Origin of the sequence: Rhizobium herbae, from assembly GCF_017873135.1 — a bacterium.
In the GTDB taxonomy this organism is placed as follows: Bacteria; Pseudomonadota; Alphaproteobacteria; order Rhizobiales; family Rhizobiaceae; genus Pararhizobium; species Pararhizobium herbae.
This window is the reverse complement of record NZ_JAGGJV010000003.1, coordinates 431003-444499: the sequence shown is the minus strand read 5'-3', so window position 1 is coordinate 444499 and position 13497 is coordinate 431003. Positions and strand designations below refer to the sequence as shown.

The 13497-nt window shown below is 61.8% G+C and carries 11 protein-coding genes; 2 read left to right on the top strand and 9 right to left on the bottom strand.

The annotated features are described in order from the left end of the window. Nucleotides 1-464: 464 nt before the first annotated feature. A complete protein-coding gene (locus tag J2Z75_RS10885) occupies nucleotides 465-3491 on the top strand; it encodes a calcium-binding protein (RefSeq protein WP_209851817.1) in 3027 nt (1008 codons plus the stop codon). Nucleotides 3492-3701: 210 nt separating this feature from the next. Further along, nucleotides 3702-3974 carry a hypothetical protein gene (locus J2Z75_RS10880; protein ID WP_209851813.1) on the top strand — a complete coding sequence of 91 codons (273 nt, stop codon included), beginning with the start codon at nucleotides 3702-3704 and terminating at the stop codon, nucleotides 3972-3974. A 425-nt stretch (nucleotides 3975-4399) separates the two neighbouring features. Here the strand turns inward: J2Z75_RS10880 and J2Z75_RS10875 are convergent, their stop codons facing one another. The 9 genes from J2Z75_RS10875 to proB all read right to left on the bottom strand — a co-directional run bounded on the left by J2Z75_RS10875 (nucleotide 4400) and on the right by proB (nucleotide 13496). Next, nucleotides 4400-4927 (bottom strand): RNA pyrophosphohydrolase, encoded by a 528-nt coding sequence (locus J2Z75_RS10875; protein ID WP_209851811.1) that lies wholly within the window; start codon nucleotides 4925-4927, stop codon nucleotides 4400-4402. A 75-nt stretch (nucleotides 4928-5002) separates the two neighbouring features. Beyond that, nucleotides 5003-6199, bottom strand: a complete 1197-nt coding sequence (locus tag J2Z75_RS10870; RefSeq protein WP_209851808.1) for a divergent polysaccharide deacetylase family protein — start codon at nucleotides 6197-6199, stop codon at nucleotides 5003-5005. Between the two features lie 129 nt (nucleotides 6200-6328). Beyond that, a complete protein-coding gene (locus tag J2Z75_RS10865) occupies nucleotides 6329-7651 on the bottom strand; it encodes a S41 family peptidase (RefSeq protein WP_209851805.1) in 1323 nt (440 codons plus the stop codon). Next, nucleotides 7641-9080, bottom strand: a complete 1440-nt coding sequence (locus tag J2Z75_RS10860) for a murein hydrolase activator EnvC family protein (RefSeq protein WP_209851803.1) — start codon at nucleotides 9078-9080, stop codon at nucleotides 7641-7643. Before J2Z75_RS10860 ends, J2Z75_RS10865 begins: the two co-directional genes overlap by 11 nt. 116 nt (nucleotides 9081-9196) lie before the next feature. Next, a complete protein-coding gene (gene rlmH / locus J2Z75_RS10855; RefSeq protein WP_209851790.1) occupies nucleotides 9197-9679 on the bottom strand; it encodes a 23S rRNA (pseudouridine(1915)-N(3))-methyltransferase RlmH in 483 nt (160 codons plus the stop codon). A 202-nt stretch (nucleotides 9680-9881) separates the two neighbouring features. After that, nucleotides 9882-10328, bottom strand: a complete 447-nt coding sequence (rsfS, locus tag J2Z75_RS10850) for a ribosome silencing factor (RefSeq protein WP_407692755.1) — start codon at nucleotides 10326-10328, stop codon at nucleotides 9882-9884. A gap of 106 nt (nucleotides 10329-10434) precedes the next feature. Continuing rightward, nucleotides 10435-11016, bottom strand: coding sequence for a nicotinate-nucleotide adenylyltransferase (locus J2Z75_RS10845; protein WP_209852229.1), 582 nt, complete (start codon nucleotides 11014-11016; stop codon nucleotides 10435-10437). A 37-nt stretch (nucleotides 11017-11053) separates the two neighbouring features. Further along, nucleotides 11054-12334, bottom strand: coding sequence for a glutamate-5-semialdehyde dehydrogenase (locus J2Z75_RS10840; protein ID WP_209851773.1), 1281 nt, complete (start codon nucleotides 12332-12334; stop codon nucleotides 11054-11056). Then, nucleotides 12327-13496 (bottom strand): glutamate 5-kinase, encoded by a 1170-nt coding sequence (gene proB, locus J2Z75_RS10835; protein ID WP_209851770.1) that lies wholly within the window; start codon nucleotides 13494-13496, stop codon nucleotides 12327-12329. The genes J2Z75_RS10840 and proB overlap by 8 nt, the downstream gene beginning before the upstream one ends. Between the last annotated feature and the right edge of the window lies 1 nt (nucleotide 13497).

The following is a 13497-nucleotide window of genomic DNA, read 5'->3' as shown; positions in this document are numbered from 1 at the left end:
CCCGTGTTTAATGGACTGACGGCGTCTCAGCCAGTCCATGAAGACTGCCGGTGGGGTGGCTCAGATCAGCCCGATCCGTCGCTTCGACTGCCCAGCCAAGCCTTTCCGTGTGCCTCATTGCGAATTTCCGTCAGGATTCGGCAGGCTCTGTCGGCCGCCGCACCCGGAGCATTGTCTGTTCCTGTGGGAACACAACAGGCCATGTGCCACTGGATATATCTTCCGGTGTCTGGACGAAGATACGAAGCAGCGATAGATCTGCTGAAGCAAACGTTCGGAGGTGTTGTCTATTGGGAGAGAGACATGAAGCAACGTCAGAATTAGTATTATAGAATATTAGAATATAATACGCACCCTTCCGGGGGGATTCTCAATCCAGCCGACTGAATAATATTTCGGGATCGACCGCGTGCGGTGCGACGACGGGATAAGTGCGCCTTTCAGATATCAATCAGGAGACCAGAATGGCAGATATTATAGGAACGACCGGCAATGACACATTGGCGGGCAGCGATCTCGACGACTACATCACCGCGTTGGCCGGCCTTGACAAGGTCAATGGCGGCATGGGCCGGGACTTCATCTTTGCCGGCGACGGCAATGATATCGTAAATGGATCGTTCCAGGGCGACTATATCCTCGGCGAGGCCGGCGACGACACCCTGAACGGCAATAGCGGGGATGACACGCTTGACGGCGATGTGGGCAAGGACAAGCTCAACGGCGGCAGCGGCCGGGACAACATCATGGCCGGAACGCTGGCAACGGCCGCCGGCGATGTCGCCAATGGCGGTTCCGGCACGGACCGGCTCACGGTCGATTATTCGGCCTCGGCTGCCAAGCTCAATATCACGATCAAGGACTGGATCGCGCCGCAGACGCTGACAGGCGGCATCCAGGCGACCAATGTCGAATCGTTCTCGATCACCGGCAGCACATTTGACGATACCATCACTGGCGGCAACTATTCCGACTTCCTGACCGGCGGTGCGGGCAATGACACGCTTTCGGGCGGCCGTGGTTTCGACATGCTGATGGGAGGGGCCGGCAACGATGTCTTGCGGGGCGGTTATGGCATCGACTATCTGACAGGGGACGCTGGCAACGACGTCCTCTATGGCGATCAGGGGTTTGACCTTCTCTACGGCGGCGCCGGCAATGACAAGCTCTATGGTGGCACCGACACCGATACGCTCTCCGGCGGCGATGGTGCAGACTATCTTTCCGGCGGTACCGGCGATGATTCCCTTGCGGGCGATGCCGGCAACGACACGCTCAAGGGCGATTCGGGCAATGATACGATCGACGGCGGTGCCGGCGACGACATCATCGAGGCTGGCAGCGGCAACGACACCATCAGCTATTATTACGGCGAGGGCAAAGACACCATCACCGACGCCAGCGGCAGCGATCGCCTGATCCTGCGCAATTTCTCCGGAAATTTCACCGCCAAGGCCGCGACGGAGGTCAATACGCTGACGGGCGGCACGACCTTCACCGGCATGGATCACTACACGATCTACGCCACCGGCACCGGCGCCAACAAGATCACCACCGGCACCGGTAACGACGAGGTCGAATCGGGAGAAGGCAACGACTGGGTCAATGGCGCTGGCGGCGACGACAAGCTCGATGGCGGCCTCGGCAAGGACACGATCTATGGCGGCACTGGCAACGACACCGTCAAGTTCGGCGACGGCGGCGCGGACACCGGTGATGGCGGCGCCGGCACCGACAGTGTCTCCGTCGACCGGCGCTCGCTGACGGCAAGCCAGACATTCTCCGTCAGCGGCACCACCGCGACGCTGACGGACGGCACCAGCCTGAAGAACTTCGAGCACTACTCCGTGTCCTTCGGAAAGGGCAACGATATCGTCAAATCGGTGGGATCGGCTGAAAGCGTCACCTTCTACGGTTATGACGGCAACGACACGCTGATCGGCACCAATGGTTCCGACGAGCTGGATGGCGGCAACGGCAATGATACGCTGACATCCGGCGCCGGCGCGGACTGGATCACTGACAATGGCGGCACCAATGTCATCAAGTCCGGCGATGGCGCCGATACCGTCAGGGTTGGCGATGCCTATAGCGGCGGTGCCGTCGGCCACAACACCGTCGATCTCGGCACCGGAGACGACAGCTTCTACCGCACCGCCTCGACCGGCAAACTCACGCTTGACGGTGGCACGGGAACGGACTTCGCCTCCATCGACTTCAGCAAGTATACGGCAGGCATCACCTTCAAGCTGTCGGCAAACGTGACGGCCACCAATGCGCCGGTAACGGTCAAGAATGTCGAGCGGGTGGCGCTTGTCGGCGGCAGCGGCAACGACGTCTTCACCGGCGGCGGCCTCAGTGACGACCTGCGTGGCGGCACCGGCAATGACACGCTCACCGGCGGTGCCGGTAACGACTATATTTCCGGCGATCTCGGCAACGACACGCTGAGGGGCGGCACCGGCAACGATACGATCTACGGCGACGGCCTCACGCTCACCGGCGGCAAGGATGTGATCTATGCCGAGGACGGCAACGATCTGGTCTATACGGGGATCGGCGACCGCTCGGACGGCGGCGGGGGCACGGACCGGGTCAGCCTCAACGTCTCGGAGCAGACGAAGGATATCGCCTTCACCTTCTCCAACGGCACGGTTGATGTCGACGCGGCGACGTCGTTCAAGGCGTTCGAGGCGCTCGACTATATCGGCGGCAAGGGCAAGGATACGGTCACCGGCGGCGGCCTCGACGACAATCTCGACGGACGGGCCGGCAATGATGTGCTGAAGGGCGGCAGCGGCAACGACACGCTGAAGGACGGCGCCGGAAGCGACCGGCTCTCCGGCGATGCCGGCAACGACACGCTCACCCGCACGGATGCGGTCGGCAAGGATGTCTTTGACGGCGGCTCCGGCACCGATACCCTGTCCTTCAGCGAAGGCGCCACCTCGGTCGTGCTCGATCTGATGACCCAGAGCAACAACAAGGGGCTTGCGCTCGGCCTGACGGTCAAGAATGTCGAGATTGTCCAGGGCAGCTACAATGACGACGACATCCGCGGCGATGCCAATGCCAACACCTTCTACGGCAATGGCTCCGACGACGTCCTTGATGGCCGCGACGGCAACGACACGCTTGTCGGCGGGGCCGGCGACGACTGGCTGACGGGCGGCAAGGGCAACGACAAGTTCGTCTTCGACCTCGGTGGCCGCGACGGCGAGGGCGACGTCATCACCGACTTCACCCGCGGTCAGGACAAGCTGGTGATCGACAGGAGCGACTACGGCATTGCCGCAGGCGATACCACCGTGACGCTCGTCGTCGGGGCCGATCCGGTGGCGACCGGCAGCAAGGGAACCTTCCTGTTCGAAAGCGACAACGGCCGCCTCTGGTTCGATGCCGACGGCAAGGGGACGGATGCCGACCTCGAACTCGTTGCCATCCTGCAGAACGTCAAGTCGCTATCGACGGGCGATTTCAGCTTCATCTGAGGGTGAGCTGATGGATTGAGAAGATGCCCGCTCCGGGGTTCGGGGTGGGCGTTTTTGCGTGTGCGACCGTGGGCATCCAGGCTGCGCCCGAAGGCACGACAGAATAGCAATCGAAAGTAACCGCATCTGGAAGTTCAGAATCGTTTTCATGATGATGTTCTTTTATTCGTGGAGTATAAAATAACCACATATGATCAAAGGAGACTTGCGATGAAATCTGCAGTTTTCGTAGCGGTAGCGCTTGTACTTGTCTCGTGCACAACAGTGCAGCTCGACCCGATCCCCGGCAGCATTACCTATGGCGGCCAGCCGCGCACCAAGCTGACGAAGTCGCCTGCCGGCAGCACGTTCAGTCACACATTCCACGATCAGCGCGGAAATTATTGGAGCGAGACTTACCAAATACAGCCCGATCGTTCGCTCAAGATTATTTCGAGGCGCAGGGCCGAAGATTTCAGACTAAACGCCAACGGCGGATTGTAAGACGGTACGATAGGTGGTCAATCCAGCGAGCCGTCCTAGTGTCGTTTGATGTTGATGCTTGGCTCACGATGACGCGGCCTGGCAAACGACAAGAAGCGCCGCCTATAGCCACGAGACACCCGATTCAATTTGGGGCATGCGTCACCACAGCCGCTGCCATCCGCCAAAAGACGTAATGCGCTGCACCAATTCAGCAATCGTACAATGTTCGTTCAATGATCGTTCATGAACTTTTTAGCATGTCCTCAGTGACCCTTGCCGCAAGTCGCTCAATGCGACCACGGCACAGAAGCTGATCAGCGCCGATACACAAACATCGCGGCATTTCTCTGCCAATTGAATTCTCGCCCACAAGGTTGATTTGATAGGCCTGCAGCAACAGTGGAAAAGGGCCAGGCCCCGAAACGTAAGATGATCCAGTCCCCCTACCCCGCCAGATGCCCGAATGCCGCCACGACCTCTTCATACACCCCGCGCTTGAACGCCACGATCAATTCCGGCAGTTCCCGCATCGGCTTCCAGGCCCATTCGTCGAATTCCGGCTCATGGGCGCCGGGCGGCGGGTTGATGGCGATTTCGGATTCGTCGCCTTCGAAGCGGAAGGCGAACCAACGTTGCGTCTGGCCGCGATACTTGCCCTTCAGCCCGATGCCGATCAGATGGGCGGGCAGGTCGTAGTTGATCCAGTCGGGGGCTTCGGCCAGCAGCGAGACGGTGGTCATGCCGGTTTCTTCATAAAGCTCGCGATAGGCAGCCTTCAGCGGGTCCTCGCCCTTGTCGACGCCGCCCTGCGGCATCTGCCAGAGCTGGGCGGAGCCGTCATATTCGGAATTGCCGATCGGAATGCGCCGTCCGGCCCAGACGAGGCCTTGCCTGTTCAGCACCATGATGCCGACACAGGGGCGATAGGGAAGATCGTCCGCCTTTACCGGTTTCGACTTGTTCTTGCTCATGCGCCTGCCCCCTGCTGATCGTGTCTTGACGCCGGAACGATAAGGTTGCCCGCGTCATCCGAATATATTGCTACGCTATTGCTGTTGCGGATCCTTGACGAGGGCGGAGACGCCGACGAATTCGATGCCGCGGGAGCCGGCCTCGTCCATCCATTGGGAGATGGCGCCGACGCTTTCGTCAAAAGCCGAGGCGACGCCGATGGCGCTGCCGTTGCGCCGGGCGATGCGCTCGAGTTCGTCGAGTTTCTTCAGGATCGCCGTACGGTCGATCTGGCTGTCGACGACCATATCGGCAAACCCGTGCGGCACGCCGATCGTGTCGGCGAGCGTGCCTGTCAGCGATTGCGCCGATGTCGCATCGTCGAGGAACAGCAGCCCGCGCCGGCCGACATCGCGCATCACCGGCTCCAGTGCGTCGGCATCGGAGAGAAAACGGCCGCCGAGGAAATTCATGATGCCGGTATAGTTGGTGATCTGCGCGAGTGAATAATGCAGCTCCGACAGGTTCTTCTTGGCGTCCAGCCCGACGCGCAGCGTGTGCGGACCAGGATCGTTATCCGGGTAATCGAACGGCTCGAAGGGTACCTGCAGCAGGATTTCGTGGCCAGTGCGGCGGGCTTCCTGCATCCACCGCTGCAGGCTGTTGCCGGTCGCGGCAAAGGCCATCGTCACATCGGGGGACAGCTGGCGCAGCGCGTTCTGCGTTCCCGTCTGGCTGAGGCCGAGACCGCCGACCACCAGCGCGATGCGGATGCCGCGGGCGCCGGACCAGGGCCGCGCATATTGATCCATCGGCCGCAGGCCATCCGGGCCGGTGATCGGCAGGCGTCCCTCGGGGCTATCCTCCAAAAGGGCATCGTTGGGGAACGCCGCCAGACGCGGGTCCTGGCCCTTCGTCCGGCCGACCTGGATGAAGGCGGGGCCATCGCCGTCGCGCTGCTTGGGGGAGAATTTGGTAACGACGGAGCCGTCATTCGTCAGCGTTTCCTCGACATGGGCACCGGAGAGGGCGCCGCTTGCCTGCTGCTGCTTGAGCTTGCCGCCGTCCGCCGTCTTTTCATCGGGTTTCGAAGTTTCCGCCGCCACTTGGGTTTCCGGCTTCGGCTCGCCGATCAGGCCTGTCGGCTTCAGAACGGTCCAGACGGAAATGCCGATCAGGGCGAACACGCCGATGCCGAGCGACAGGCGGCCGAACGTCAGACCCGATTTCCAAGTGTTGGAGGAGTGCGTCTTGCGGTTCTGACCAAGAGGAGCGTTGAGATCTGTTCCCAAGAGGGCCTCTGTCGATCTGAGTTGCGAGGGTGGAAGCCTGGCTAAGGCATCCCTTCAAGAATCGAAACCGCCGCCCGGCCGGAGCCAGGCGGCGAGTGTCGTCATGCGATCCGCCTTTTGAGCGGATGTTTACGGCTTCAACTCGGCTTTTTCCGGGTTGGCGGGGAAGGCCGGATCGGTCTTCTTGCCGCGCAGCAGATCAAGCGCGTAGTTCAGCTGCAGGTCGTCCTTGGCTTCCGGCGGCACGTAGGCAACGGAGCCGGAACCTTCGTCATTTTCGTTCTGGCCCTTGATATGACCACGCAGGCTGGATTCGCTCGTCGTTTCGACCTTGCCGAGCAGTTCCGGCGGTAGCGGCTGTTCGACCTTGATATCCGGCGAGATGCCGGTACCCTGGATCGACTTGCCGGATGGTGTGTAATAGAGCGCGGTGGTCAGACGCAGCGCGCCGGCTTCGCCGAGCGGGATGATGGTCTGTACCGAGCCCTTACCGAAGGAGCGCGTGCCGAGGACGGTTGCGCGCTTCAGGTCCTGCAATGCGCCGGCGACGATTTCGGAGGCCGAAGCCGAGCCGCCGTTGACGAGCACGATCACCGGCTTGCCGCCGGTCAGGTCGCCCGGAGTGGCGTTGAAGCGGCGTGTTTCGTCGGGATTGCGGCCGCGGGTCGAAACCACTTCGCCACGCTCCAGGAAGGCGTCGGAGACGTTGATCGCCTGGTCGAGCAGACCGCCCGGGTTGAGGCGAAGGTCGAGCACATAGCCCTTCAGCTTGTCGGCCGGAATCTGGGCCTGGATCTTTTCGATCGCGTTTTTCAGATCGTCATAGGTCTTTTCCGTGAAGGAAATCACCCGGACATAGCCGACGTCGCCTTCGGTGTGGAACTTGACGGCGCGAACGGCGATGATGTCACGGACGATCGTCAGTTCGATCGGCTTTTCGGCGCCCTTGCGCAGGATGGTCAGCTTGATCGGCTTGCCGACGGCGCCGCGCATCTTGTCGACGGCTTCTTCAAGCTTGAGGCCACGCACGTCCTGGCCGTCGATCTTGGAAATGAAGTCGCCGGCAAGAACGCCTGCCTTTGCAGCCGGCGTATCGTCGATCGGGCTTGTCACCTTGACCAGATCGTCTTCCATGGTGACTTCAATGCCGAGGCCGCCGAATTCACCCTTGGTCTGGGTGCGCATGTCTTCGGCATCGGTCGAATTCATGTAGCTCGAATGCGGATCGAGCGAGGAGAGCATGCCGTTGATGGCGTTCTCGATCAGCTTGTCATCCTGCGGCGGCGTCACATATTGCGCCCGCACGCGTTCGAAAACGTCTCCGAAGATCGACAGTTCGCGATATGTCGACGGGTTGGCCGCGACGGCCGGGACGACGGACGAATAAACGATGCCCATGGCGGTCGCACCCATGAGTGCCCCGACCAGAACAAGTGAAGCCCTACGAATCATTGCGTGCCTTTCCGGTGTCTGCTGCGGTCCACCATGGTCGGGAATCAACCGGTTTTCCGTCTTTCCTGAATTCAATGTAAAGCGTTGGACGCTCTGTTTCCAGCGCCAATGCTGTCGCGCTGGCCACTCTTTTGTGACCCATGGTGCCCAGCGGCTCGCCCGCGACGACGAACTGCCCCTGCTGCACCGTAACGCCTTCCAATCCGGACATCACGACGTGATAGCCATCGCCCGGATTGAGGATGATCATCTGGCCGTAACTGCGAAATGTTCCGGCAAAGACGATCCAGCCATCCGATGGCGCCGTCACCAGCGCGCCCGCGCTGGTTTCAAGCATCATGCCCTGAAGCGAATGCCCCGTGCCATCGGCATCGCCGTACCGGCGCAGGATCGATCCGGCAACCGGAAACGCCAGCTTTTTCTGCAGGTCCGAAAACGCATATGCAGGCGCAATACGGTTTTTGTCGGGCGTCGCGCTGTTTGCCAGTTCTCGGGCTTCGGCGCGTTGCGCCTCCGACATCAGCCTGCGGTTTTCCTCTTCGGCCCTGGCGGCCGCGGCCGCATCGCGGGCCGAGGCGATCTGCGTCTCGATCGAACCGATCAGGCCCTCGAGGCTGGTCGCCTGCGCGGCAAGCTGTTCTGCCTTGCGGCGCTCGGATGCGAGTTCGGTGGCGCTGCGCTGTTTCAGTTTCTGTTTTTCGGCGATCAGCATGTTCATGCGCCGCTCTTCCTCAAGCCGCGCCGTCATGTCGTCGCCAAGCGCCTGTTTCTGGGCGGTGATGTCCCTGCGAACGCCGGCAAGCGCCTTGAGGTCCGCGGCCAGGTTTTCGGTCTCGTGGCGGATGCCGGGGACGACTGCGCCGAGAAGAATGGCACTGCGCACGGAAGCCAGCGCATCCTCCGGCGTTACAAGCAGTGCCGGCGGCGGGTTGCGTCCCATCCGCTGCAAGGCTGCCAGCACTTCGGCGAGCACGCCGCGCCGCGCCCGCAGCGATTGATGAACGGCGTCTTCCTTGGTCCGCAGCGTCGTCAGCTTGTCTTCGCCGTCGAGGATCTGCTGTTCCAGCGCCTTGCGCTTGTCGGCCGAACCGACGATCGCCGTCCGCAGTGATTCACTGGTCTTTTCGAGGTCGTCGATGCTGGCCTGCAATTGCGCCGCGCGGTCGTTCGACAGGGTGATGGTCTTCGACAGAGCTTCCAGTTCGCTGCGGGTGCTGTCACGCTTCAAGGCGAGATCGGCAGCGGGATCCGCCTGGGCCGGCACCTGTTCAGCGGCGCCCTGCGGATTTTGATCTTCCGTCTCCACAGTCTGCGCTGCGACGTCTGTGGCAAGAACAAGCGCGGCGGCCAACAGGCCCGCACGGAAGAAGAGCCGCCCGGTGTTTGCCGGCTTCTCTCCGCTTTTCCGCTTTGCTGCGCCTGTTGTCATTCCGCCATTCGCTGTCAGCCGTGTGTTTAATCAAAACCCTACGCTGATTTGGCCACTGTCGCCAACAGCCATCTCCGGCAATTGCGGCATCGGGATGGCGGCGCATCGGCGTCCTTTCAAACCCGATGATAGGGGTGGCCGGAAAGGATGGTGACGGCGCGGTAAAGCTGTTCGGCGATCAGGATGCGCACCAGCTGATGCGGCCAGGTCATCTTGCCCAGGCAGATGACGGCATCCGCCTTGCCGTGAAGGGCGGGGTCGAGCCCGTCGGCGCCGCCGATGGCAATCATCAGGTCGCGCTTGCCGCTGTCGCGGAAGGAACCGATGAGGGCGGCAAAACCTTCGGAATCAAGCGCCTTGCCGCGTTCGTCGAGCAGGACGAGCAGGCTGGCGTCGGGCAGGGATTTTTCGAGTTGGCCCGCTTCTTCGCGTTTGCGCGTATCGGCGCTCGAGGCGCGGCTTTCGGGGACTTCGGTCACGCGCGACAGTTCGAGGCCGATCGCGGGACCTGCCTTGGAAAAGCGGTCGAGATAGCGGGCCGCAAGATCCTTTTCCGGGCCGGCCTTGAGGCGCCCGACGGCAAAGAGGCCAACCCGCATGTCATTTCCTCGGTTTTTTGTCACGTCCGTGACGGCGTTGCCCCGTCAGCGGGCGAGAGGCACATTCCTTCCCGTCCAGCGGAGCGCTGGTGCCGGACTTCATTCTGCAACGGGCCGCAACCGAACAAGGTCATCTGCACGACCATTGCAGGATCCAAATGTGTCACCGCCGTTCACACGTCCGATAAAGGACGCCGGACGCTCAGTGCAAGGTGCCGTCTTCCATGTCCGGCGCGGCCCACATCTTTTCGATGTTATAGAACTCGCGGATTTCCGGGCGGAACACGTGGACGATGATATCGCCGCCGTCGATCAGCACCCAGTCGCCGGTCTCCAGACCTTCGACGCGGGCATTGCCCTGGCCACCATCCTTGAGGTCGGTGATCAGGTGATCGGCGATCGCCATGACATGCCTGTTCGACCGCCCGGAGACAACGACCATGTAGTCTCCCAGCGCCGATTTGCCGGCAATGTTGATGGTGACAATATCTTCTGCCTTCGAGTCCTCGAGACTGCCGAGAACCAGTTGAAGAGCGCGGGCAGCGGCTTCGTCGCTGCGTTCCGGGCTTTTAGGGAAGATGCGTGTGACATTTCCCTTGGCTTGTACTGTTGTCAGGGTTTTTCCTTTCCAGGTGAACAGAACAGGCATGGTGCGATTCGAATGTCGGTCGAGCCGCACCCTAAATGTAGTCATCAATGCCTTAACGTTTCAAGACACCAGAAGTAAATGACGGTTAATCAGTGCCTGTGTGCACTCATGATTTTGCCCGCAGCGCCGTCGAGCTCAGCGGCGAACGCGGCCCGTGAATGAAGGTCCAGGCAGGCGCCTTGCGGAAGGCGAGTGCCGCGGCGCGGTCCTCGTCGATCCGCGCGTAGTCGAAGGTCTTTGCCATCTTCGAGGAGAGATAGGAGAGCGTGGCGCCCGGGCGGTCGATGACGGCGATCGGGAAGGTGCCGGCGATCTTCTGCCAGTCCTGCCATTGATGAAAGTTCTGCAGGTTGTCGGCGCCCATGATCCAGACGAAGCGGATGTCACGATTCCTCTTCCGGATTTTTTCCAGCGTGCGCGCCGTATAGCTTTGTCCGAGCGATTGCTCGAAGGCCGTCACCTTGATGCGCGGATCGCCGGCGATCGCCTCGCTAAGCGCAATTCGTTCAGCAAGCGGAGCAAGGTGATTGCGGCTCTTCAGCGGATTGCCGGGGGTGACCATCCACCAGAGCTGATCGAGGCCGAGCCGCCGCAGGGCGATATCGGCAACCAGCACATGACCGTCATGTGGCGGATTGAACGAGCCGCCGAACAATCCGACCGTCATGCCGCTTTCGACATGGGGCATTTTCAGGTAGAACGGATCGACGTCGCCCGGATGCACCTTACGGCCGGACCTGACCGGTGCCGCGCACCCTGTATTTGAACGAGGTCAGCTGCTCGACGCCGACAGGGCCGCGCGCATGCATCTTGCCGGTCGCAATGCCGATCTCGCCGCCCATGCCGAATTCGCCGCCATCGGCAAACTGTGTCGAGGCGTTGTGCAGCAGGATGGCGGAATCGACTTCGGCGAAGAAGCGTTCGACGACAGCGGGATCTTCGGCAATGACTGCTTCGGTATGGGACGATGACCAGGTATCGATATGGTCGATGGCACCGGCAATGCCGTCGACCAGCGTCACCGATATGATCGCGTCGAGATACTCCGTCGCCCAGTCCTCCTCCGTCGCCGCGATCAGTCCCGGCACAATGGCGCGGATATCCTCGCTGGCGCGGACCTCGCAGCCCGCATCATGCAAAGCCGAAATCAACGGCACTACAAATGTATTGGCGACCTTGCGATCTATCAACAGCGTCTCGGCCGAACCGCAGACGCCGGTGCGCCGCATCTTGGCGTTGACGATAATCTTCTTTGCCATGTCCAGATCGGCCGACGCATCGACATAGACGTGGCAAAGGCCTTCGAGATGGGCAAAGACCGGTACGCGTGCCTCGTTCTGGACGCGGGCGACCAGGCTCTTGCCGCCGCGCGGAACGATGACGTCGATCGAGCCGCCAAGGCCTGTCAGCATGGCGCCGACGGCGGAGCGGTCGGCAACCGGAACCATCTGGATCGCATGCTCTGGAAGTCCGGCATCCTTCAGCCCCTGCACAAGGCAGTCATGGATAGCCTGCGATGAATGCAGGCTGTCCGAGCCGCCGCGCAGGATCACGGCGTTGCCCGCCTTGAGGCAGAGCGCGCCGGCATCCGCCGTCACATTCGGCCGGCTTTCATAGATGACGCCGATGACGCCGAGCGGCGTGCGGACGCGTTCGATGTGCAGGCCGTTGGGGCGATCCCATTCGGCGATGATATCGCCGACGGGATCCGGCAGTTCGGCAATCGCACGGATGGCGTTGGCCATATCGAGGACGCGGTTTTCCGACAGGGTCAGCCGGTCGAGGAAGGACGCGGCGACGCCTGTTTCGCTGGCGTTTTCAAGATCGAGCGCATTGGCGGCAAGGATCTCGTCCTTGCGCGCCACGATGGCGCTTGCCATGCTGACAAGGGCTGCATGCTTGCGCTCGGCAGACGCGGTGGCAAGCGGCCGGCTGGCGGCGCGGGCCTGCTTGCCGATCACCGCCATCAGTTCCTGGATCTCTTTCTTTCTCACGTCGTCAAGCATGGGCATCGCTCCTCACCGCATCCGTATCCCGTTTTGCGGGCGCCGTCATGACCATGTCATCCCGATGCACCATGGCGGCGCGTCCGGCATAACCGAGAATAACAGCGATTTCCGCCGATTTCTTGCCGGCGATCTGGCGGGCTTCGTCGGCGTCGTAACCGGCAAGTCCACGGGCAATTTCGCGACCTTCGGCGCCAATGATGGCAATCGTATCGCCACGGCTGAAGGAGCCGGTCACCTGACGCACACCGGCCGGAAGAAGGCTCTTGCCTGAGCGAAGGGCACTTTCGGCACCGGCATCAATGGCCAAGTTTCCGGCTGGCAACAATTGCCCGGCAATCCATGTTTTTCGCGCTGTGACCGGTGAACCCGACGGTGCAAACCACGAGGAGCGCGCACCTTCTGCGATGGCCGCCAGCGGATGATCGACTTTTCCCGACGCGATAATCATGGCGCAACCGGCGCCGGTGGCGATCTTGCCGGCATCGATCTTGGTGCGCATGCCGCCGCGCGACAGTTCGGACGCGGCACCGCCAGCCATTGCCTCGATCTCCGGGGTAATTTCCGCGATGCTTTCGAGAAAACGGGCATCGGGATCGAGATGCGGCGGAGCTGTGTAAAGTCCGTCGATATCGGAAAGCAGGACGAGAAGATCGGCGCCGGTCATGGTAGCGACGCGGGCGGCCAGACGGTCGTTGTCGCCATAGCGGATTTCGGTGGTGGCGACCGTGTCGTTTTCGTTGATGATCGGCACGGCGCCCATTTTCAGAAGCTGGCTGATCGTGGCGCGGGCGTTGAGGTAGCGGCGGCGCTCTTCGGTGTCCCCCAGCGTCAAAAGGATCTGGCCGGCGACGATCTCGCCGGTCGACAGGCTCTCCGACCAGGCGCGGGCCAGGGCGATCTGGCCGACGGCCGCGGCCGCCTGGCTTTCCTCGAGCTTCAGCGCGCCGGGAGCCAGATCAAGCACCGAGCGGCCAAGCGCAATGGCGCCGGAGGACACGACGAGAACGTCGACGCCCTTTGCCCGAAGGGCTGCGATATCGGCGCACATGGCGTTCAGCCACTGCTTCTTCAGGCCGGTCTTGCGATCCACAAGCAGGGCAGAGCCGATCTTGATCACAATCCGGCGGTATTTTTCCAGCGGTTTGCGTGTGGCCGTCATG

What these genes read in the sequence shown, in the direction of transcription:
- J2Z75_RS10885 (WP_209851817.1), top strand. Translation starts at nt 465, where the DNA reads ATGGCAGATATTATAGGAACGACCGGCAATGACACATTGGCGGGCAGC.
- J2Z75_RS10880 (WP_209851813.1), top strand. Translation starts at nt 3,702, where the DNA reads ATGAAATCTGCAGTTTTCGTAGCGGTAGCGCTTGTACTTGTCTCGTGC.
- J2Z75_RS10875 (WP_209851811.1), bottom strand. Translation starts at nt 4,927, where the DNA reads ATGAGCAAGAACAAGTCGAAACCGGTAAAGGCGGACGATCTTCCCTAT.
- J2Z75_RS10865 (WP_209851805.1), bottom strand. Translation starts at nt 7,651, where the DNA reads ATGATTCGTAGGGCTTCACTTGTTCTGGTCGGGGCACTCATGGGTGCG.
- J2Z75_RS10860 (WP_209851803.1), bottom strand. Translation starts at nt 9,080, where the DNA reads ATGACAACAGGCGCAGCAAAGCGGAAAAGCGGAGAGAAGCCGGCAAAC.
- rlmH (WP_209851790.1), bottom strand. Translation starts at nt 9,679, where the DNA reads ATGCGGGTTGGCCTCTTTGCCGTCGGGCGCCTCAAGGCCGGCCCGGAA.
- rsfS (WP_407692755.1), bottom strand. Translation starts at nt 10,328, where the DNA reads ATGCCTGTTCTGTTCACCTGGAAAGGAAAAACCCTGACAACAGTACAA.
- J2Z75_RS10845 (WP_209852229.1), bottom strand. Translation starts at nt 11,016, where the DNA reads ATGCCCCATGTCGAAAGCGGCATGACGGTCGGATTGTTCGGCGGCTCG.
- J2Z75_RS10840 (WP_209851773.1), bottom strand. Translation starts at nt 12,334, where the DNA reads ATGCTTGACGACGTGAGAAAGAAAGAGATCCAGGAACTGATGGCGGTG.
- proB (WP_209851770.1), bottom strand. Translation starts at nt 13,496, where the DNA reads ATGACGGCCACACGCAAACCGCTGGAAAAATACCGCCGGATTGTGATC.